At 59.1% G+C, this 16,526-nt stretch carries 18 protein-coding genes and 6 pseudogenes; 13 read left to right on the top strand and 11 right to left on the bottom strand.

Features of this window, described 5'->3' with window-relative positions; translation table 11 throughout:
* Nucleotides 1-158: 158 nt before the first annotated feature.
* Both IB244_RS13985 and IB244_RS13990 read right to left on the bottom strand, forming a co-directional pair.
* Nucleotides 159-554, bottom strand: a complete 396-nt coding sequence (locus tag IB244_RS13985) for a hypothetical protein (RefSeq protein WP_192304631.1) — start codon at nucleotides 552-554, stop codon at nucleotides 159-161.
* A gap of 225 nt (nucleotides 555-779) precedes the next feature.
* A complete protein-coding gene (locus IB244_RS13990) occupies nucleotides 780-3,746 on the bottom strand; it encodes a Tn3 family transposase (RefSeq protein ID WP_169680757.1) in 2,967 nt (988 codons plus the stop codon).
* Nucleotides 3,747-3,910: 164 nt separating this feature from the next.
* Here IB244_RS13990 and IB244_RS13995 point away from each other — a divergent pair, with 164 nt between their 5' ends.
* The 3 genes from IB244_RS13995 to IB244_RS14005 all read left to right on the top strand — a co-directional run bounded on the left by IB244_RS13995 (nucleotide 3,911) and on the right by IB244_RS14005 (nucleotide 5,485).
* A complete protein-coding gene (locus IB244_RS13995; RefSeq protein ID WP_169680996.1) occupies nucleotides 3,911-4,513 on the top strand; it encodes a recombinase family protein in 603 nt (200 codons plus the stop codon).
* A gap of 324 nt (nucleotides 4,514-4,837) precedes the next feature.
* Nucleotides 4,838-4,987 carry a hypothetical protein gene (locus IB244_RS14000; protein ID WP_169680755.1) on the top strand — a complete coding sequence of 50 codons (150 nt, stop codon included), beginning with the start codon at nucleotides 4,838-4,840 and terminating at the stop codon, nucleotides 4,985-4,987.
* Nucleotides 4,988-5,221: 234 nt separating this feature from the next.
* Entirely contained in the window at nucleotides 5,222-5,485 is a 264-nt protein-coding gene (locus IB244_RS14005; protein WP_113515276.1) for a hypothetical protein, read from the top strand.
* Nucleotides 5,486-5,540: 55 nt separating this feature from the next.
* Here IB244_RS14005 and IB244_RS14010 read toward each other — a convergent pair whose 3' ends face one another.
* The 5 genes and pseudogenes from IB244_RS14010 to IB244_RS14030 form a co-directional block, all read right to left on the bottom strand.
* A complete protein-coding gene (locus IB244_RS14010; RefSeq protein ID WP_169680753.1) occupies nucleotides 5,541-6,041 on the bottom strand; it encodes an Hsp20/alpha crystallin family protein in 501 nt (166 codons plus the stop codon).
* Between the two features lie 25 nt (nucleotides 6,042-6,066).
* Nucleotides 6,067-6,471: an Hsp20/alpha crystallin family protein gene (locus IB244_RS14015; protein ID WP_169680751.1), complete on the bottom strand. Its 405-nt coding sequence runs from the start codon at nucleotides 6,469-6,471 to the stop codon at nucleotides 6,067-6,069.
* 10 nt (nucleotides 6,472-6,481) lie between these two features.
* Nucleotides 6,482-6,916 (bottom strand): Hsp20/alpha crystallin family protein, encoded by a 435-nt coding sequence (locus IB244_RS14020; RefSeq protein ID WP_169680748.1) that lies wholly within the window; start codon nucleotides 6,914-6,916, stop codon nucleotides 6,482-6,484.
* Between the two features lie 1,033 nt (nucleotides 6,917-7,949).
* Nucleotides 7,950-8,245: pseudogene (locus tag IB244_RS32185) on the bottom strand (ATP-binding protein); the annotation flags it as partial.
* 23 nt (nucleotides 8,246-8,268) lie between these two features.
* Nucleotides 8,269-8,376: pseudogene (locus IB244_RS14030) on the bottom strand (response regulator); the annotation flags it as partial.
* Between the two features lie 258 nt (nucleotides 8,377-8,634).
* On the opposite strand from IB244_RS14030, the gene IB244_RS14035 reads away from it, so the two are divergent.
* Nucleotides 8,635-8,937: a DUF982 domain-containing protein gene (locus IB244_RS14035; RefSeq protein ID WP_246733610.1), complete on the top strand. Its 303-nt coding sequence runs from the start codon at nucleotides 8,635-8,637 to the stop codon at nucleotides 8,935-8,937.
* A gap of 342 nt (nucleotides 8,938-9,279) precedes the next feature.
* Nucleotides 9,280-9,481, top strand: a pseudogene (locus tag IB244_RS32190) (hypothetical protein); the annotation flags it as partial.
* Nucleotides 9,482-9,562: 81 nt separating this feature from the next.
* Here IB244_RS32190 and IB244_RS14040 read toward each other — a convergent pair.
* Complete coding sequence (locus IB244_RS14040; protein WP_169680744.1) at nucleotides 9,563-9,865, bottom strand: DUF982 domain-containing protein; 303 nt, start codon at nucleotides 9,863-9,865, stop codon at nucleotides 9,563-9,565.
* A gap of 402 nt (nucleotides 9,866-10,267) precedes the next feature.
* On the opposite strand from IB244_RS14040, the gene IB244_RS14045 reads away from it, so the two are divergent.
* The gene (locus tag IB244_RS14045) at nucleotides 10,268-10,630 is read left to right on the top strand and encodes an SPW repeat protein (protein ID WP_169680742.1); all 363 of its coding nucleotides are present in this window, start codon (nucleotides 10,268-10,270) and stop codon (nucleotides 10,628-10,630) included.
* Between the two features lie 381 nt (nucleotides 10,631-11,011).
* Here IB244_RS14045 and gatC read toward each other — a convergent pair whose 3' ends face one another.
* On the bottom strand, nucleotides 11,012-11,299 hold the full coding sequence (gene gatC / locus IB244_RS14050) for an Asp-tRNA(Asn)/Glu-tRNA(Gln) amidotransferase subunit GatC (RefSeq protein WP_060585941.1): 288 nt from the start codon (nucleotides 11,297-11,299) through the stop codon (nucleotides 11,012-11,014).
* An 86-nt stretch (nucleotides 11,300-11,385) separates the two neighbouring features.
* On the opposite strand from gatC, the pseudogene IB244_RS32195 reads away from it, so the two are divergent.
* The 5 genes and pseudogenes from IB244_RS32195 to IB244_RS14075 form a co-directional block, all read left to right on the top strand.
* Nucleotides 11,386-11,499: pseudogene (locus IB244_RS32195) on the top strand (protein usg); the annotation flags it as partial.
* Nucleotides 11,500-11,649: 150 nt separating this feature from the next.
* Nucleotides 11,650-12,126 carry an Hsp20 family protein gene (locus tag IB244_RS14060; RefSeq protein ID WP_169680740.1) on the top strand — a complete coding sequence of 159 codons (477 nt, stop codon included), beginning with the start codon at nucleotides 11,650-11,652 and terminating at the stop codon, nucleotides 12,124-12,126.
* 69 nt (nucleotides 12,127-12,195) lie between these two features.
* Nucleotides 12,196-12,495, top strand: coding sequence for a DUF982 domain-containing protein (locus tag IB244_RS14065; protein WP_192304633.1), 300 nt, complete (start codon nucleotides 12,196-12,198; stop codon nucleotides 12,493-12,495).
* A gap of 9 nt (nucleotides 12,496-12,504) precedes the next feature.
* Nucleotides 12,505-12,786, top strand: a complete 282-nt coding sequence (locus IB244_RS14070; protein ID WP_060585934.1) for a hypothetical protein — start codon at nucleotides 12,505-12,507, stop codon at nucleotides 12,784-12,786.
* A 226-nt stretch (nucleotides 12,787-13,012) separates the two neighbouring features.
* Nucleotides 13,013-13,156: pseudogene (locus IB244_RS14075) on the top strand (SPW repeat protein); the annotation flags it as partial.
* A gap of 130 nt (nucleotides 13,157-13,286) precedes the next feature.
* On the opposite strand, the gene IB244_RS14080 reads toward IB244_RS14075, so the two are convergent.
* Together IB244_RS14080 and IB244_RS14085 are read right to left on the bottom strand one after the other, a co-directional pair.
* The gene (locus tag IB244_RS14080) at nucleotides 13,287-13,553 is read right to left on the bottom strand and encodes an NADH dehydrogenase ubiquinone Fe-S protein 4 (protein WP_113472164.1); all 267 of its coding nucleotides are present in this window, start codon (nucleotides 13,551-13,553) and stop codon (nucleotides 13,287-13,289) included.
* A 65-nt stretch (nucleotides 13,554-13,618) separates the two neighbouring features.
* Nucleotides 13,619-14,011, bottom strand: a pseudogene (locus IB244_RS14085) (Hsp20/alpha crystallin family protein); the annotation flags it as partial.
* A 344-nt stretch (nucleotides 14,012-14,355) separates the two neighbouring features.
* On the opposite strand from IB244_RS14085, the gene IB244_RS14090 reads away from it, so the two are divergent.
* Both IB244_RS14090 and groL read left to right on the top strand, forming a co-directional pair.
* Complete coding sequence (locus tag IB244_RS14090) at nucleotides 14,356-14,670, top strand: co-chaperone GroES (protein ID WP_058325139.1); 315 nt, start codon at nucleotides 14,356-14,358, stop codon at nucleotides 14,668-14,670.
* Between the two features lie 53 nt (nucleotides 14,671-14,723).
* Nucleotides 14,724-16,352, top strand: coding sequence for a chaperonin GroEL (gene groL, locus IB244_RS14095; protein WP_192304635.1), 1,629 nt, complete (start codon nucleotides 14,724-14,726; stop codon nucleotides 16,350-16,352).
* Nucleotides 16,353-16,526 lie beyond the last annotated feature (174 nt).

The following is a 16,526-nucleotide window of genomic DNA, read 5'->3' on the forward strand; positions in this document are numbered from 1 at the left end:
TAGATCCATTTCAAGTTGCAAACCATTTTCAATGGGCGGCTCCCCAACCGGGCCGGTTCATGCGCGCGCCCTTACGGCGGCTGCCTCACTGAGGCCGTCGCCAGACGCCAGGCTGAGGCTTGGGTTTCATTTCCGCTGACCCGCTGATCTGGACCGTATTACATGACGCGGTATGCCAACCCAAGGCACAAGCCAGAGATGAAAAGTATCAATGCGATTGCGAACTTCGTTCGATCAATGAAGGCATGGAACGACGCCTCGGGAGGCGCTCCGTCGATACTGTCGACGGGTGTCTCCTCTTCTTGTTTTTCAGGATCGCCCGCTAATGGCCGCAGGTCGCATGGAATATCGGCAGTTGAAACGACGACCCGTCTCACGCTGGCCTCATCAAACTTCACAGAAAAGGAAATCTCCTTGCTCTCTTTGATCGTCAGCAAGGCTTTCCGAGCGGCGGCCTCCTCGTTTTCGGCTTCGACAAGTGACGTGTGCATCACGAGATAATGCGGCATTCGATCCCTCATGCTGTGCTGTTCGACGGTGATCGGCAACTCCACCGGCCACGTCAAGCGCTAGAGCGTGACAAAGTGTGCCTCTGACCCAAAATCCGGTTCCACGCCAGAGCGGGTCGAGAATGAAAAATCATTGCGCCTGCCTCGGATGGACTACGGTGCGCTACTTATCGGCGGCCAATGCCGTCGAGGCTTCTCCAGCGTGCTAAGCTTTTAGGCATCACGACACGAAAGTGATGAATCTGTCCGACATTTGAGAACATACGGTGATCACGCTGCGAGGATGGATGTTTCGCGCCGCAGTGGCCTGAGATCGATGCTGTCCGTCGGGGTCCAGATGTAATCGCCGGTGAGACTGATATGCTGCCACCCGAGCGGGGTGATGTGTTTGATAATGTCGGGCGGCGTGGCGATGCCTTCCCGGTTGAGCTCGGCGAAAGCCGGTTCGAGATAAAGCGTGTTCCAGTAGACGATGGCATTGATCAGAAGGTTCAGTCCTGACGCCCTATAGAACTGGCTCTCGAAGGTCCTGTCCCGCAGTTCTCCGAGACGGTTGAAGAACAGCGCGCGGGCCAAGGTGTTCTGGGCTTCGCTCTTGTTGAGTCCGGCGGTCGCGTTCCTGCGCATTTCGGGGCTCTGCCACCATTGGGGCAGGAAGATGGACCGATTGATGCGCCCGATGTCGCGTAACGCAAGCGCCAATCCGTTCTGGCGCGGGAATGCGGACAGCTTCGCCAGCAGGGTCGAAGGCCGGACCTGGCCGGAGCGGATCGTCGTGACGAGGCGCAGGATGTCATTCCAGTTTGCCTTGATCCGCTCGACATTGATGGGTTCGCCGACGAGCGACGCCAAGTTTTCGGGAGGTGTGTCGCCTGGGAAGAGATAAAGCCTGCGATCCTTGAGACCACGTAGCCGAGGCACGAGCTGGAAGCCGACGAGATGGCAGAGGGCGAAGCTCATATCGCTGACCCCGCCGGTATCGACATAGTGGGTTTCGATGGCGAGATCGCTACCATGATAGAGAAGACCATCGAGGACATAAATGGCCTCGCTCGCATTGGCGTTCATGGCGATGATGTAGAAAGCGCCATACTGGTCGGAGGTGAACCGATAGAATTTCGCTCCGGGATTGGGGCCATAGCGGGCGTTGAGGTCGCCGATCGCCTCGGCGTGCCCTCCTGCCGGAAAATACTGACCGTCGGAGGATGACGTGGTTCCGTCGCCCCACAGCTTTGCGAGAGGCAATTGCCTCTGGGCGTTGACGAGAATGGCGTGCGCGGCGGCGTAACCCTCCTCGCGAATATGCCAGTCGTGCGCCCAGGCGAGCTGGCGCATGGTTATTCCGGGGGAAACATCCGCCATTCTGGTGAGGCCGAGATTGATGCCGTCCGCCAGAATGGCGGTGAGGAGCGCAAGCTTGTTGTCAACCGTCCGACCGCTGCGCAGATGGGTGAAGGTGTTGGAAAATCCCGTGCGGGCGTCCACCTCAAGCAACAGATCGGTGATGCGGATCGCAGGCAGACGGCTTTCCACCTTCGGCTTCAGTGACTTCGCGATGTCAGGAAACATGGCCTTGTGCGGCGTGACGCTGAAGCCCGCCCCGGTCAATTCGACATCGTCAAGTTCGCCGGCTGTGGCCAGACGGGAAAGGTCGCTCAGTCCGTCGTTCAGGATCTGCCGTTGCTGGTGGAGGTAGGTTTCCACGTCGGTATCGACGGCAACCGGAAGCGGGCCTTCCTCGCGCATCAGCTCGAATGTCGGCGTGGGGATGAGGAAGCTTTCAAAGGACTGGAAGCGCTTGGCTCCCTCGACCCAGACATCACCGGCATCGAGCCGGCGTTTCAGCTCGCTGAACAGGCAGAGTTCGTAAGCCCTGCGATCGATCTTGCCATCCTGCAGAACAAGGGTCATCCAGCCTTTCGGTGCGAAGGAAATGGGAGCGTTGTCCGGTATCGTCCGTTTGCCGGTACGATAGAGATCCGCGACCACGGAGAGCGCCCGCAAGAGATTCGCCGCCACGGCGTGACCGCGGAACACGAGGGTCGAGAGAAATTCCGGCGCCATTTTCCGGATCGTCGGATAGCGCTGGAGCATTTCGATTTTACCGTCGATGACATCCGGCGCGATCAGCGTATCGACCGCCCGGACACTGGTCGCGAAGACCGGCCATTGAATGACCTGTTCAAGCGCTTTGGCGATATCTTCGCCTTTCTCCCTGGCCTCGATGATCGCATGGCAAGCTTTCGAGACGTCCTTCAGCGGCTTCTGCACCTCCCGGACAGATCGGGTGACGCGAGCGGCTGCCTGGTTGTCGGCTCGCCGAGTCAGGATGCCTATGAGTTTTTTGAACATGTCGATGGCGCAGTCGGTCAGATGGCGGGAAAGGTGCAACACCGTCGCGGCCAGGACGGCATGCCGGCGTTCGGTGTTGAGGTCGCGCAGATGCTGCGCGCTCATCCGCATCCCCTCTGCGGCGAATTCATTGAAGACCTTGACCGGAATGCGCTCCATCAACGTCACCGGCAGGGCCAACGACCGAAGAAGGCGAATGCGCTCGGCGATCCTGTCGAGGTTGACGGCGGCTGGCGACAATGCTGGTGACCTCGCCCAGGCAAGAACTGTCACACCCGTCCCCTCACGCGGGTCGAGAAGTTTATCCAGTTCGACCTTCTGGACCTCTGACAGTCCGCCAGCCAGGGCCCGGTGAGCGATGCGAACACCGCGCCTTATCGCCACATGCGTGATGGCTTCGAGTGCCGCGCGCGCCGGCATAAGGATACATCGGCGTCGTAATTCCTCCACCACCATGTCCGCTAACGCATCGGCCTGGCGCAGGGTTTGGGCGGCAGGCGTCAGCCAGCCGGTCAGCGCCCGCACATCCGAAGGCGCGAACGGGCGAATCTTCATCCTGTCGAAAAGCAGGGTGAGATGCTCGCGTCGTGTCTGCGGACGCTCGAAATAGCGATCTATCTCGCGGTGATCGACGCCGATTTGCCGCGCCAGAAAACGCGAGAGGCCAAGCGGCAGAACTTCGCCATCCGCAAGCGGTCGCCCCGGATATCGCAGCATGGCCAGAACACAGGCAAGTCCCAGCCGGTTGGATGCCTTGTTCTGTCGCATGATCAGATCGAGGTCCTGCCGGTCAAGCGTGTAATGTTTGGCGATCTCCCTTTCGTCATCCGGGATGGTTGTCGCTTGTTGCCACCATGCCTCGCTCAGCAGTGCCCTTCGTGCCATTCCTTGATCCTCCAATTTCGTTGCGGTAGCTGCACCGAACTGGAAAATGCATGTCCGACAAACGACCGTTTCGCGGCTTCCACAGATTTTGTCCGCAAACCTTGCTCTGCGACGGCAAATCGGACATTGTCCGGATCCAACGACAAAACGGACAAATCACCTACATGACCGCTATCGGCTACGCGAGGGTCTCAACCGGGGATCAGGATACGGCACTGCAACTCGACGCTTTGCGCAAGGCTGGTTGCGAGAAGCTGTTCGAAGACAGGGCGTCGGGCGTGAAGACCGACCGTCCGGGGCTGGCCGAAGCGATTCGCTATGTTCGGGACGGCGATACGCTCACGGTCTGGAAGCTCGACCGCCTCGGCCGATCGATGAAGCACCTCATCGAGATCATCACCGAACTGGAAGCCAAGGACGTCGGTTTCCGATCCATCACCGAGAATATCGACACCACGACATCCGGCGGTCGCCTTGTCTTCCATCTGTTCGGGGCGCTGGCTCAGTTCGAGCGTGATCTGATCCGGGAACGAACCCGCGCCGGCCTTCAAGCCGCAGAGGAGCGGAGCCGGCGCGGCGGCCGACAAGCGGTGGTAACGCCGGAAAAACTCGCAAAGGCCCAACAGCATCTGGCGGCCGGTCTCAATGTTCGCGAAGCTGCCGCTCGCGTAAAGATCGGCAAGACAGCGCTCTACGAAGCGCTCAAAGCCGAGAAACTATGTGAAATTCAGAAGACAAATGGAGCGAGCAGAATAGAAGTGGAGTGAGCCTCGGCAAGCACGGCGAGCGCAGCGTCGCAGAAGGGTGGAAAACTGACGATGTTGCCGCCTCCATTTGCCGGGCATGACCCGGAGCGGACTGTCGCCTGATCCGGGCCGGAAGAACGATCGCGCTATTTTTGCGGATCCCCTGAGACGGCACCTCCGAACTGACGCCGCAGCGTAGGCTTACCGCTAAGGCGTCTCATGCCCGCGCATGCTGGTTTTTTCGGGTATTATTCCGTTAGCTGCAATTATGAACTGCGAAACTCGGCCGTTCTCACAGGCGGCTAACCGCTCCTCCCTTCACCTATTAGAGGCAAAATTGCTCTCATGCAGCAAAACAACACCCTCGACCTGATCATCGGCGGCCTGGTTGTCGCCGTCATAGTCCTCGGCGTCTACCTCTATCGCGAGGAAACGAAGCCGGCCGGCGTTGAAGTCCCGCTTGACCAGAATGGCGTGTCCGTTCAGGAAAACTGATGTTGAAGGCAGAGGGGAGAATTGGCAGTGAACCACCGTTCATGAGCCGTTTCCATGGCCGCGACTATCACCCTTGATGCCTCTAGCACACGTCCATCGGCGCCCACCGGTTCGGCGTTTCTCACCCATTTTCGATCCTATCGTTGCCACGCTGACTGTTTAAAATGAGCGCTCTTGGTGGTAGTTTTGCCATTCGAGCATGCACAATGGACCGGTGTGGCCGGAAAAAGATCGATGACCGGGGACAATTCGCGAATAGTCTCCGAAGAGGAGATTGCTCTCTACGATGCCATTGAACGAGCGATCGCGAATGTTCGCGCGGCTCTTGCTGAAATCGATCGCGCCTGGGTTCGCATCACTGCGGAACGGCCCAATCCGACTGCGGCTGCTTTCGCGGCTCTGGATACGGCAGACGCGATGCTGACCGTCGCCCGCGAAGATCTCGCCCGCGCCCGCGCTTCGCTCATGGCGTATCCCCGGACGAGACGCATCCAGTAATCGTAAGAGATGCGACGGATTTCGTCCGCCGCATCTCACGACCGTGAAGTCGATGTCAGGTCGCCTTCACCTCGATCTTCCTCACGCGCGACAGCGCTTCCTCCGTTTTTGGGAGCGTCACAGTCAGGACACCATTCTTGAATTGCGCGGCGGCCTTGTCCGTATCGACGCCCGACGGGAGCGGGATCGAGCGGTAGAACGACCCGTATGAGCGTTCCAACAAGTGATACCCCTTCTTGCTCTCTTCCTGCTCACTCTTTTTTTCTCCCTTGATCGTGAGCGCGCTGTCCGTCAGGGAGACATCGACGTCCTTCTGATCGATTCCAGGAAGTTCCACCGAAACCTCGAGCGCACTCTCGGTTTCGGCGATGTCCGTTCGCGGCCCACCGGTATCCCAGCGCCCGAAAGCGCCGAACGGTTGATCGAACCGCTTCCAGAAGTCCTCGAAGATACGGTTCACATCGCGCTGCAAAGAAAAGACGGGGTTTCCATCGTCTGACTTCGCAATTTCGCTTCCCTTGTTGTTGCCCCAGGGGATCAGATCTCTAATCTGCATGGTCAACCTCCTTTCTCCGGACGAACTACGCCATCTTCAACTGGATCTTTCTCGCCTTGGCCGGCGCGGCCTTCGGGAGGACCAGCCGCAGGACGCCGTTCTTCTGCGATGCCTCGATACTGTCCCGATCGATATCCTCGGACAGCGTGAAGACGCGCTCATAATTGCCCGCGCCATATTCGGCGTAAATTTGGCGATAGTTGTCATGCTGCTGGTCCGTCGCGTAGCCGCGAATCGCCAGCGTCCGCTTCTCGAGGGTGATGTCGACACCCTCCGAGGCGACGCCGGGCATGTCGACGAGAACAACGACATTGTCCTCTGTCTCATAGATATCGGTGCGCGGGACAAACACCGGGCGCGAACGGGTCGGTTCGCCACCGTCAAGCTTGCTTGGGACCCGGCGCTCGGTCGTTTTCAGTTCCTGAGCCATGTTTGCCTCCTTATCCTTTGATCTGGATCTTCTTCGGCCGATCCGTCTCAGGCCGGTGCAGTTCAACTTCGAGTAGCCCGTTGGCGAAACGCGCCTCGACCTGTTCCGGATCGACGCGGAAAGGCAATTGCACCGTTCGAGAGAAGTTTCCGTATACTCGCTCGCGCCGGTGCCAAACGGATTTCTCGTCCTCTGCCGGCGATCCGCGTTCGCCCGTCAATGTCAAGGTGTTCTCGCGAACCGTGAGATCGACATCGTCAGGCGCGATCCCAGGCAATTCAGCAGTCACCGCCACGCTGTCCTCACCCATCCAGAGGTTGACGGGTGGAAACTCCTGGGCGGCTTTGGCTGTCATGTCGGACAAGCGCTGATTCATTTCCTGCTGCATGCGCCGCATTTCCAGAAACGGGTCGAACCCGATGCGGCCAAAATCCGATACCAGCATGTGCTTCCTCCTTCGTTTCCTAATCAGCGATGTTGCTTGCGACGTGCCAAGCACGTGCAGGCCGGGGGCCGAATGGATCGGAGGCTGTCGGGACGAGACGATGAGAAGACCGAGACGGTCGAGCGCACAGCGCGCTACGCAAGTAGGTGGGGGGTCGGGCAGACGCCGGACCATATCCTCCTTGCGAAGCGATATGAACCGAACCCGGTCCAACGCATGAGTGGACCATCGTTCCCGTGCCAGGATCCGAGAGGGGCATCCGGCAAGAATGAGGTAGGTGAGCAAAACGCGCGTTTCAAGGGCCGACGTTGCTTGAGAGTGGATCAATCTTTGCTCGGTCGGCCTCTGATCTCACTGAAACGAGCGGCCTGGCTTTTTGCGCTTTGATCGCTTCCTGGCCGGTGCCTGGACCAGCTTCTCCGTGGCTCGCGGAGACGTGTTCGAGCGCTCGGGCAAGGCAGTTCTGGTGGATGCGCAGTTCGGGCTCTTGCCTCTCGGCGAAGGCTATGGGCGCCTCCCGTCAGGGAAATTTAAGCTCGACCTGGACGTATGATGATCCCCTCCTGTGTAGCCCACCAATGAAGGGTGCGTTCAAACACCAACCCTCGGTTGCCGACGCGTGCCGAAGTCATGACGGAGCGCCAAGCCGGAAAATTCGTGCCGAAATTCGCCCGCTCAGCGATGCCCGATTGGCGGGAAACCTCATCGGAAGGTTGGCGTTCGCAGCCAGCCAGCAATTCAACCGGCTAAGGTTCGTCTCCTCGTTTTGTGTCAGCAGCTCCGTTATCGACCCTTCTCGTTTGAAAGAGGCCGGTCGAGGCCTTGGGGCGCAGAATTCATCGAGCCGGCGAAGCGCATCCATGACGGCATCGAAAGTCACAGGAGCCGCGAGGGGCTTGGAAGAGCAGACGGTCCACTTGAAGACCGGTTCCCTGTCGTGATGCCAGCCTCCAACAAATATGGCCGTCATGCCGTGTGAAGACGTGTCAGCGAGACGCGTGCCGGGGTCGAGCCTACCCCGGAACGAGATCAATCACGGGGAAAAGTCAAGGCTTGCGCGCGTGCCAGCGGATAAGGGCTCGTAGCGCACGATGCTTCCAAGATTCGTCGCCATCGCGCGAACGATCTTGCTGCCCAGGCCGGTCCCCTTCGCATCTCCTTCGCCATTCCAGCCTATCCCGTCGTCCTCGACGACCAGCACGGCGATGTCCTCCCTTCGAACGAGGCGAACCCGATTTCGCCAACGGCTCGCGATTCGTAGGCATACTTGAATGCGTTGGTCACAAGTTCGGTCACAACAACACCAAGCGAGACGGCCTTGGAATCTGCATCACCGAAAAGAACAAGCCGAGCTAGCGGATCGCATGGGCGAAACCGTCGTAGTCGACGGGCTTGGTGATGTAGACGTTTGCGCCAAGATCATAGCAACGTTGGATTTCGCGCTGATCGTCCGTGGTGGCCATGGTGGGCTTCCTTCGTCAGGGTTCGTCCCGATCGGTTCCTCTGTGCGAAGATCGTCGACTGTCAAGGCGCAGGCAAGGATACCCCGTGCCTACACCGTGAACCGGGTGTGTTGAGGGGGGCAGACGGCGATCTGTTCGCTCGGATCGTTAATCGACGTCGACAAGTGGTGGGTTGGAAGACTTGAAATCTGCTCTGTCTGCGCCGATATTTTTTTACTTCCTTTTCATCCGGCTTGAATGCGAAAGGAGGACATCATGCTCAACCCGGAATTGGTTTGGATGACTCCCGTCACCGTTCACATGAAGGACGGGGCGTCCCAGGTCTTCGCTTCTGTCAACGACGTGCTCGATTTCCTCGAAGGGGATTGGGCCATCTATCGCGGCAGAAAATACAATCGGGCGGTTCAAACGTGCCGCCGTGCTCTAAACCGAATGACGCCAGTCGCCATCGCGCGCGAAGCGTTTATGGACGCCTGCCGAGACGCGGGCATGTCGATAGGCGCGGATGGACCGCCCGGGGCGAAAACAGGTACCGGCGGTCAACGCTCGCTTACCTAGAATGGCTGGGCTGGGGCACTTCTTAGTGCCCCAGCCTTTCGAGCATTCGCTCCGGCGCACCGGAGCAATTCGCCATCACCCTTAAAGCGTTCTGATAGAGCCGCCAGACGCGATGTCCGGGCATTTCGGTTGATCGTGTCAGGCCCACGTTCGCCTTTACGGCCCCTGGGCCACCGTGCGGACGGAGGGTGCGGGGCGTAGATCTCGTCACTCATGGTTGGCTGCCCCATCACAGTGACAATCGGGCTCTTGAAGATCAGTTTCCGCAAAAATACGTCGTTTCGACGCCGCCCTCGACGGGTGCGGCCTACCTGCCTGCCGTGCGACCACCTGGGTCCGCTCGTGAAGAAAGGACGGTTGATCCAGGCACTAGCGGACTGGTGTCCCTCGTCCTGGAGATCACCTCTACTATCCGAGCCGCCGCTTGGCATCGCCTGCCTTCGCGCTGCTGCTACTGGTTGAAGCTCTGCGCTATCGATGGCTTCCACGGGAGGAAGGCGGTTTCGGAGGCGGGCTCACTGCCGCCCGCGCCAGCCTACCTTGAAAACCACGCAACAAGCGCTGCTTACCGCGCTAGCTTAGCTAGAGAGGCCGCGAGCGCGGCCCCCCACTCCAGAAAGCCGGTTTACGGGTGTACTCGACCGCCGCCCGGCTTGGCCTTGATCATCCACGGCAACACCGCAGGAGCTTTCACAAGGATGCCCTTCTTGTGCGCAAAGGAGCGGAGCGCGTCGCGCGCCACCTGAACTGGTTTGTGGCCGTCATGTGCCAGGTAGCAGGTCTTCAGCGTCGCGTCATGAATGATATCGCGATCTCCTTTGGACCACTCCTCGAGGAAATCGATCGCGTCGTCCAGGTTTGTGATTTCGAGGATCAGATCCTTCCTTTCACGCAGGTAAACTGGTCGGTCAAACATCTTCGTGTGCATTTCCACCTCACTGAATTCGTTGGTTTTCAACAAGGAAAGCGCTTTTGGATGGCGCCCGTCAAAGATTTATTCTCGCGGCTTGGCGAGTTCAAGGGGTGGAGCGTGCATTATGCATCCACGCTTATATGCAAACTCAAAGGTCCGGGGCGGACCGCGGGTTCGAGAGCATGGCCGCGCTCTTTCGTCGCGGGCTTTCCTCCAAGGGTGTTCCGCCACTATTCGCCTACGCAAAGATCGTCGATCTGCCGAGACAGTCGATCACAATCGCCTTAGTCGTGGTAGCTGCAGCCCACGGAGATAATCGGGCTCTTGAAGATCGTATTTCGCAAAATTACATCGTTTCGCGCAGCGTGCACAGCACGCGAGAACACCGTCGATCAAGCTTCATTCGTGGAGGTTGTCATGGAAAATGGACTGATGGAAAGCAAGAAAGCACAGGATTGGCTCAATCTGGTTCTCGCAGTCGCCCTGTTCGTTTCACCTTGGGTGCTCGGCTTCGCCAGCGAAACCATACCGGCGTGGAACGCATGGATTGTCGGAATCTTGCTCGCCGCTCTGGCGGTCGCCGCTCTGTCGGCGTTTGCTGAGTGGGAAGAGTGGTTGAGCCTGGTGCTCGGGGTTTGGCTGATCGTCTCGCCCTGGCTGCTTCAATTCGCGGCGAACATGAACGCGATGTGGACCCACGTGGTCCTTGGAGCGTTCGTCGCCGCCGTGTCGGCCTGGGCGCTTTGGGACAATCGGCAGAACCCGCATGCCCACGCATGATCGAGAATTGGAGTACGGCCCGCCGTCTCAGCGGCGGGCTCAGACTGCTGACAAACCCGTCGATATTTTCGGCGGGTTTTTGTTTTGGGGTTTGCGCTGTCGAGTGGATTGCGGCGGCTTGTATGTGTCGTCGCGGGGCGCATGACGTTTGCTCAGGCGGGGCTTGGGTTCGGGGCCCTGGTCAGAGGAAGAACCTGATTAAGTGCAAAACGACAGGACCTTCGCCATGACACATCATTCGATCACAAACGAGATCGGCAAGCTTTCGAAGCATCGGATGTGGGCCGGAAATCTCAAGCCGCTAACACGCGCCACGCAAAGGGGCGCATCGTTTGGCGATCGCCGGCCGTGAAATGCTCCAAGGCCCGAGGCTGTCTGTGCTTACTCGAGAATCTTGGGGACCAGGAAGAAGTTGCGCTCACTGAGAGGTGCATTCGCCACGATCTCTTCGGCATGATTGCCTTCGGTCACCACGTCCTGGCGCATTTTCATAGTTGTTGGCACAACCGAGGTCATCGGAGGGATGCCTTCGACATCAACCTCCAAAAGTTGCTCGATGAAGGTCAGAATTTCGTTCAGCTCGCCACACATTTTTTCAGCCTCGTCTTCGCTGAGTGCGAGACGGGCAAGGCGGGCAATACGTCTAATGGTCGCGATATCTATCGACATAGGCTCCGTCCGATTTGATGGCTTCCGTCGCTTGCGCAAGATTTTGCCGATCTGAGCCTTCTGCCGCTAACACTGACTGCCTACCAGAAATCTGGCAAGTCAATCTCGACGGCCCGCTGCATTCCGTTCGCTATACGCATCAGTGCCTGATCCGGCCGAACGAATGGCGCCGTATTGAAGGTGAGTTCAAGCTGCACTGAGATTTGCGAAAATTCTCCAAGGCGGCACTTGAAGCCGGATTTCACAAATACCAGATCATCTGCCGCCAGCCGCTGACAACAGGGCCGGCAATGCTGGAAGCGCCGTCTTTCGGCGCTCCATACCCATGTTGCTTTCAGGAGGATATGGCTATGGCAACATCTTACGACTACACACCTCTCTTCCGATCGAGCGTTGGCTTCGACCGGCTCTTCAATCTTCTGGAAAACGCCCAGCGCGACCGTTCGATCAGCGATTGGCCGCCCTATGACATTGTCAAGACGGGTGACGACAGCTACCGCATCTCGATTGCGGTTGCCGGCTTCGCCGAAGGCGACCTCGACATAACGTTCCAGACCAATCTTCTCACCGTTATTGGCAAGAAGCAGGGTTCTCCGTCCGAAGCCTACCTGCACCGAGGCATCGCCGGCCGCCCGTTCGAACATCGTTTCGAGCTTGCCGACCATGTCAGGGTGAGTGGAGCGGGATTGAACAATGGTCTGCTGACCATCGATCTCGTCCGGGAGATTCCGGAGGCATTGAAACCGCGCAAGGTCAGCATTCAAAGCGGTTCCGCTCTCGGACGGCCGGACGCCGCGCCGCAGATCGAAGCCCAGAGCGCCGCTTGAGCAAGTTTCCACCGGAGGGCGACGCTGTAGTGGCGTGCTGCAACATCGCGGGTTGGAAAGGAGAGAGTTATGAAACCCGATATGTTCGAGAACCCTGTGCGTATTCTCGTCGGCCTTGGATTTCCGACGGAAGTGAGAAACGTGATGGACGCTTACCGCCATCTGGTCGAGTGGCCGATATCACTCAGGGATGGTCCGCATTCGGTTGCGCTCAAGGCGTGCCGCGCCGCCTTGCGCGGCGAGATCGAAGCTGAGACCGCACGTGGGTTGTTTGCCGCCTTCGCGGAAAAACACGATCTGCTGGCGCCGGAAACTGACCCGGTAACGGCGACTTATCCGAGGTGGAGTCGGGATCCACACGTAAGCTGAGGTGAACCGATGATGGACGATATGTTTAAGCAGATTGCCGCAACTGCCGTGAACATCGGACCGGAAGTTCTAGCATCTCACTGGTCGCCGTTTCGACGTCCAATGGATGTGGTGAAGGCTCCTGCACTTTCTGTCGATGATAAACGGGCCATTCTCGCCGCGTGGGCTTCGGACTTTTACGCGATAGATTCGAAGCCAGCTCTCCGTCATATGCCAGGAACGCCTGAGCCGGTTTCAATCGATGAGGTTCGGTCTGCCCTGCGAGAGCTCGATTCGCGGTACGATATCTGACGGAGTTATCTGGGCGCCTGCTTCAAAGCCTTGCCAGCTTTCCGACGGGCGGTTCTCATATGAGGCGGCCCGTCAAAGATATACGGACTGGGAATTCAGTTCACATTGAGAGAATGCCTTCTTCAGACGGCACGGTGCCAGCTTTCGCTTTTCATTATTGTTCCGGCGGCCGCTTTTAGGCCTGGAGGAGCGGTAGGCTGTGGTGCGGTTGAGCCGCACCTTCTCCTGGCTGATGGTCTCGCCCTGGCTGCTTCAATTCGCGGCGAACATGAACGCGATGTGGACCCATGTGGTCCTCGGCGTGCTCGTCACCGCCGTGTCAGCCTGGGCACTCTGGGACTATCGGCGGAACTCGCATGCACATGTATGATCGAGAAAAGGAGAGCACGGCCCGCCGCTTCAGCGGCGGGCTCTTCCGAAAATTGGCGATGCCGATCGATGCGCCGATCGCGCAGCAACGGGGATTGAATGGTAGAGCTTGCCGGCGATATCAACGAAAACTAGGGACGGCGGCTCCTGTCGTCTACGACGGTGCAATTCAGTTTCTGTCGCTTTGCGTAGGCAATGGCGGCATCGCGGGTTGGGAAATGCAGTTCAACCTGAGTCAGCGTGTCACTCCCGCCAGTGTAGCCCATCAGATAGTCGATGACGGGTGGGGCTTGCCGTTCGAATACCAGCAGCCAAGGTCGCCCCGAGACGCGCGCCGAAGTCATCACAGAGCGTGACGGGCGAAAAATGCGTGCAAGGGGTTCCGTCAACCACGTCATCGGTTTTTGCCACGCGAATAACCAGCCGGGCACGTTGGCACCCGGCTGGCTTGCGGCGGTCGGTATTATTTGGTGCTGTCGATCGTGATCCGCTTGACGTTGGCTCGCGCCTTTTCGGTCTTCGGCAGCGTCAAGGTGAGCAGACCGTTCTTGAACGTTGCGGCGACCTTGTCCTCATCGACTTGGCGACCAAGGGCCAGCCGCCGTTCGAGGCGCCCGTAGTAGCGCTCGCTGAACCGGCGATCCTTGTCCTCAGTCTCCGATTTGTTCTCGCCGCGAAGCGTAAGCACGCCATCTTCCAGCAGCACCTCGATGTTGTCTGGTTCGACGTCTGGTACCTCCGCGATCAGGCGGATTTCGTTGTCATTCTCCTCGATTTCCTCGTGCGGCCACGAACCATTGAAGGGCGACGTGCCACCGAGCAACGATGGCGGGCCGAAGCCGCGGAAGACTTCGTCTCAACATAGGTACGAGGGAGCGCCAAGAAGCTTGGGGCTCCCGGACTGGTGTCGACCCACTTGGGCGTCGATGAGAATGAGGTGGGGATCATGATGCCTTGCGTCAAGAGGCAGCCACACCATCCAACCACCAGCGACGTGAAATAGTCTCATGAATTCATGCCGGTAGCACTCGACCTGGTGGAGTGCTAAAAAATTTCTGATTCCCTCTTGAAACTCGAAAAGACAAAAACCAGATCGATTTGCGCGCGATGCCGAAAGGGTCGGCGCGCCCCGCGTCGGTTCGCTCCGAATGCGGCGCCGAGGACCCGTTGAAAAATCTGTTTGTCGATGAGGAGAGCGAAATGACGTTCCGTCCGTTGCATGACCGTATCCTGGTTCGCCGCATCGAGGCCGAGGAAAAGACGGCCGGCGGCATCATCATCCCAGATACGGCGAAGGAAAAACCACAGGAAGGTGAGGTCGTTGCCGCCGGCCCGGGTGCGCGCGACGACAGCGGGCAGTTGCGACCGCTCGATGTGAAAGTGGGTGACCGCATTCTGTTCGGCAAATGGTCGGGCACCGAGATCAAGCTCAATGGCGAGGATCTCCTGATTATGAAGGAATCGGACGTGATGGGCGTGGTCGAGATCGACGCCGTAGCGAGAAACGCAGCCTAGTGCCGATCCGGACTTGCCAGACAAGGAATGCTGCCTGAGGAAGGAGTAGAAAAATGGCTGCCAAGGAAGTGAAATTCCATTCCGACGCCCGCGAAAGGATGCTGCGCGGCGTCGACATCCTCGCCAATGCCGTCAAGGTTACGCTCGGTCCCAAGGGCCGTAACGTGGTGATCGACAAGTCATATGGCGCGCCCCGCATCACCAAGGACGGCGTGACCGTCGCCAAGGAGATCGAGCTTGAGGACAAGTTCGAGAATATGGGCGCACAGATGGTGCGGGAGGTTGCCTCGAAGACCAGCGACATCGCTGGTGACGGCACCACCACCGCGACTGTTCTCGCTCAGGCGATCGTCAAGGAAGGTGCGAAGGCTGTGGCGTCGGGCATGAACCCGATGGACCTCAAGCGCGGTATCGACAAAGCAGTCGAAGCTGTGGTCGAGGAACTGCGGCGGAACGCCCGTAAAGTCACCAGGAACGACGAGATCGCCCAGGTTGGCACCATCTCGGCCAATGGCGACACCGAGATTGGCCGCTTCCTCGCAGAAGCGATGGAAAAGGTCGGCAACGAAGGGGTGATCACCGTCGAGGAAGCCAAGACCGCGGTGACGGAGCTGGAAGTCGTCGAAGGCATGCAGTTCGATCGCGGTTATCTCTCGCCGTATTTCGTCACCAACCCCGAGAAGATGCGGGTTGAGTTCGAGGAACCCTACATCCTGATCCACGAAAAGAAGCTCTCGAACCTGCAGACATTGCTGCCGGTTCTCGAAGCGGTCGTTCAATCTGGAAAGCCGCTGCTGATTATCGCCGAGGATGTCGAAGGCGAGGCGCTGGCGACGCTCGTCGTCAACAAGCTGCGCGGCGGCCTGAAGGTGGCTGCCGTCAAAGTGCCGGGCTTCGGCGACCGCCGCAAAGCGATGCTGGAGGACATAGCGATCCTCACTGGCGGAACCGCGATCTCTGAAGATCTCGGTATCAAGCTCGAGAACGTGACCCTCAATATGCTTGGCCGCGCCAAGAAGGTCGTCGTCGAAAAAGATAACACGACGATCGTCGACGGCTCTGGCTCGAAAACGGAGATTGAGGGCCGCGTCGCGCAGATCAAGGCGCAGATCGAGGAAACCACGTCGGACTACGATCGCGAGAAGTTGCAGGAGCGCCTGGCCAAGCTTGCTGGTGGCGTTGCCGTCATCCGCGTCGGCGGCTCAACCGAGGTCGAGGTGAAGGAACGCAAGGACCGCGTCGACGACGCGATGCATGCCACGCGGGCGGCCGTCGAGGAGGGCGTGCTGCCGGGCGGTGGTGTCGCTTTGCTGAGGGCCGTCAAAGCACTGGACAACACGCAGACCGAGAATACCGACCAGAGGCACGGCATCGACCTCGTTCGCCGCGCGATCGAAGCGCCGGTGCGCCAGATCGCCGAGAACGCGGGTGCCGAAGGCTCGATCATCGTCGGCAAGCTGCGCGAGAAGACCGATTTTGGCTATGGCTGGAACGCCCAGACCAACGAATTCGGGGATCTTTACGCTCAGGGCGTGATCGACCCGGTCAAGGTCGTTCGCACCGCGCTGCAGGACGCGGCCTCGGTCGCCGGCCTGCTGATTACCACCGAGGCAATGGTCGCCGAGAAGCCGAAGAAGGATGTACCGCTTCCGCCGATGCCGGGAGGTGGCATGGACTTCTGACTGCAACGATAAGTCCGCGCCCCGACGGGGCGCGGGCTTTGGGTAGACTTGTGAAGTAAGAGATGCATTGCGCCTGAATCGGCGCGGCGTTTCGATATCGGACTGGTGCTGGTTTGGCAGGAGCCAAAATCGTGGCTCCGATGAGGCTGGCCCCGAGGGCCCGCCCCCTGCACC

It is taken from the genome of Rhizobium sp. RHZ02, assembly GCF_014851575.1.
Classification (GTDB): Bacteria; Pseudomonadota; Alphaproteobacteria; order Rhizobiales; family Rhizobiaceae; genus Rhizobium; species Rhizobium altiplani.

What these genes read in the sequence shown, in the direction of transcription:
- IB244_RS14060 (WP_169680740.1), top strand. Translation starts at nt 11,650, where the DNA reads ATGGCAACATCTTACGACTACACACCTCTCTTCCGATCGAGCGTTGGC.
- IB244_RS14005 (WP_113515276.1), top strand. Translation starts at nt 5,222, where the DNA reads ATGACCGGGGACAATTCGCGAATAGTCTCCGAAGAGGAGATTGCTCTC.
- IB244_RS14090 (WP_058325139.1), top strand. Translation starts at nt 14,356, where the DNA reads ATGACGTTCCGTCCGTTGCATGACCGTATCCTGGTTCGCCGCATCGAG.
- IB244_RS14020 (WP_169680748.1), bottom strand. Translation starts at nt 6,916, where the DNA reads ATGCTGGTATCGGATTTTGGCCGCATCGGGTTCGACCCGTTTCTGGAA.
- IB244_RS14045 (WP_169680742.1), top strand. Translation starts at nt 10,268, where the DNA reads ATGGAAAATGGACTGATGGAAAGCAAGAAAGCACAGGATTGGCTCAAT.
- IB244_RS14040 (WP_169680744.1), bottom strand. Translation starts at nt 9,865, where the DNA reads ATGCACACGAAGATGTTTGACCGACCAGTTTACCTGCGTGAAAGGAAG.
- groL (WP_192304635.1), top strand. Translation starts at nt 14,724, where the DNA reads ATGGCTGCCAAGGAAGTGAAATTCCATTCCGACGCCCGCGAAAGGATG.
- IB244_RS14015 (WP_169680751.1), bottom strand. Translation starts at nt 6,471, where the DNA reads ATGGCTCAGGAACTGAAAACGACCGAGCGCCGGGTCCCAAGCAAGCTT.
- IB244_RS14065 (WP_192304633.1), top strand. Translation starts at nt 12,196, where the DNA reads ATGAAACCCGATATGTTCGAGAACCCTGTGCGTATTCTCGTCGGCCTT.
- IB244_RS13990 (WP_169680757.1), bottom strand. Translation starts at nt 3,746, where the DNA reads ATGGCACGAAGGGCACTGCTGAGCGAGGCATGGTGGCAACAAGCGACA.
- IB244_RS14010 (WP_169680753.1), bottom strand. Translation starts at nt 6,041, where the DNA reads ATGCAGATTAGAGATCTGATCCCCTGGGGCAACAACAAGGGAAGCGAA.
- IB244_RS13995 (WP_169680996.1), top strand. Translation starts at nt 3,911, where the DNA reads ATGACCGCTATCGGCTACGCGAGGGTCTCAACCGGGGATCAGGATACG.
- IB244_RS14080 (WP_113472164.1), bottom strand. Translation starts at nt 13,553, where the DNA reads ATGACGTGGTTGACGGAACCCCTTGCACGCATTTTTCGCCCGTCACGC.
- IB244_RS14035 (WP_246733610.1), top strand. Translation starts at nt 8,635, where the DNA reads ATGCTCAACCCGGAATTGGTTTGGATGACTCCCGTCACCGTTCACATG.
- IB244_RS14000 (WP_169680755.1), top strand. Translation starts at nt 4,838, where the DNA reads ATGCAGCAAAACAACACCCTCGACCTGATCATCGGCGGCCTGGTTGTC.
- gatC (WP_060585941.1), bottom strand. Translation starts at nt 11,299, where the DNA reads ATGTCGATAGATATCGCGACCATTAGACGTATTGCCCGCCTTGCCCGT.
- IB244_RS14070 (WP_060585934.1), top strand. Translation starts at nt 12,505, where the DNA reads ATGATGGACGATATGTTTAAGCAGATTGCCGCAACTGCCGTGAACATC.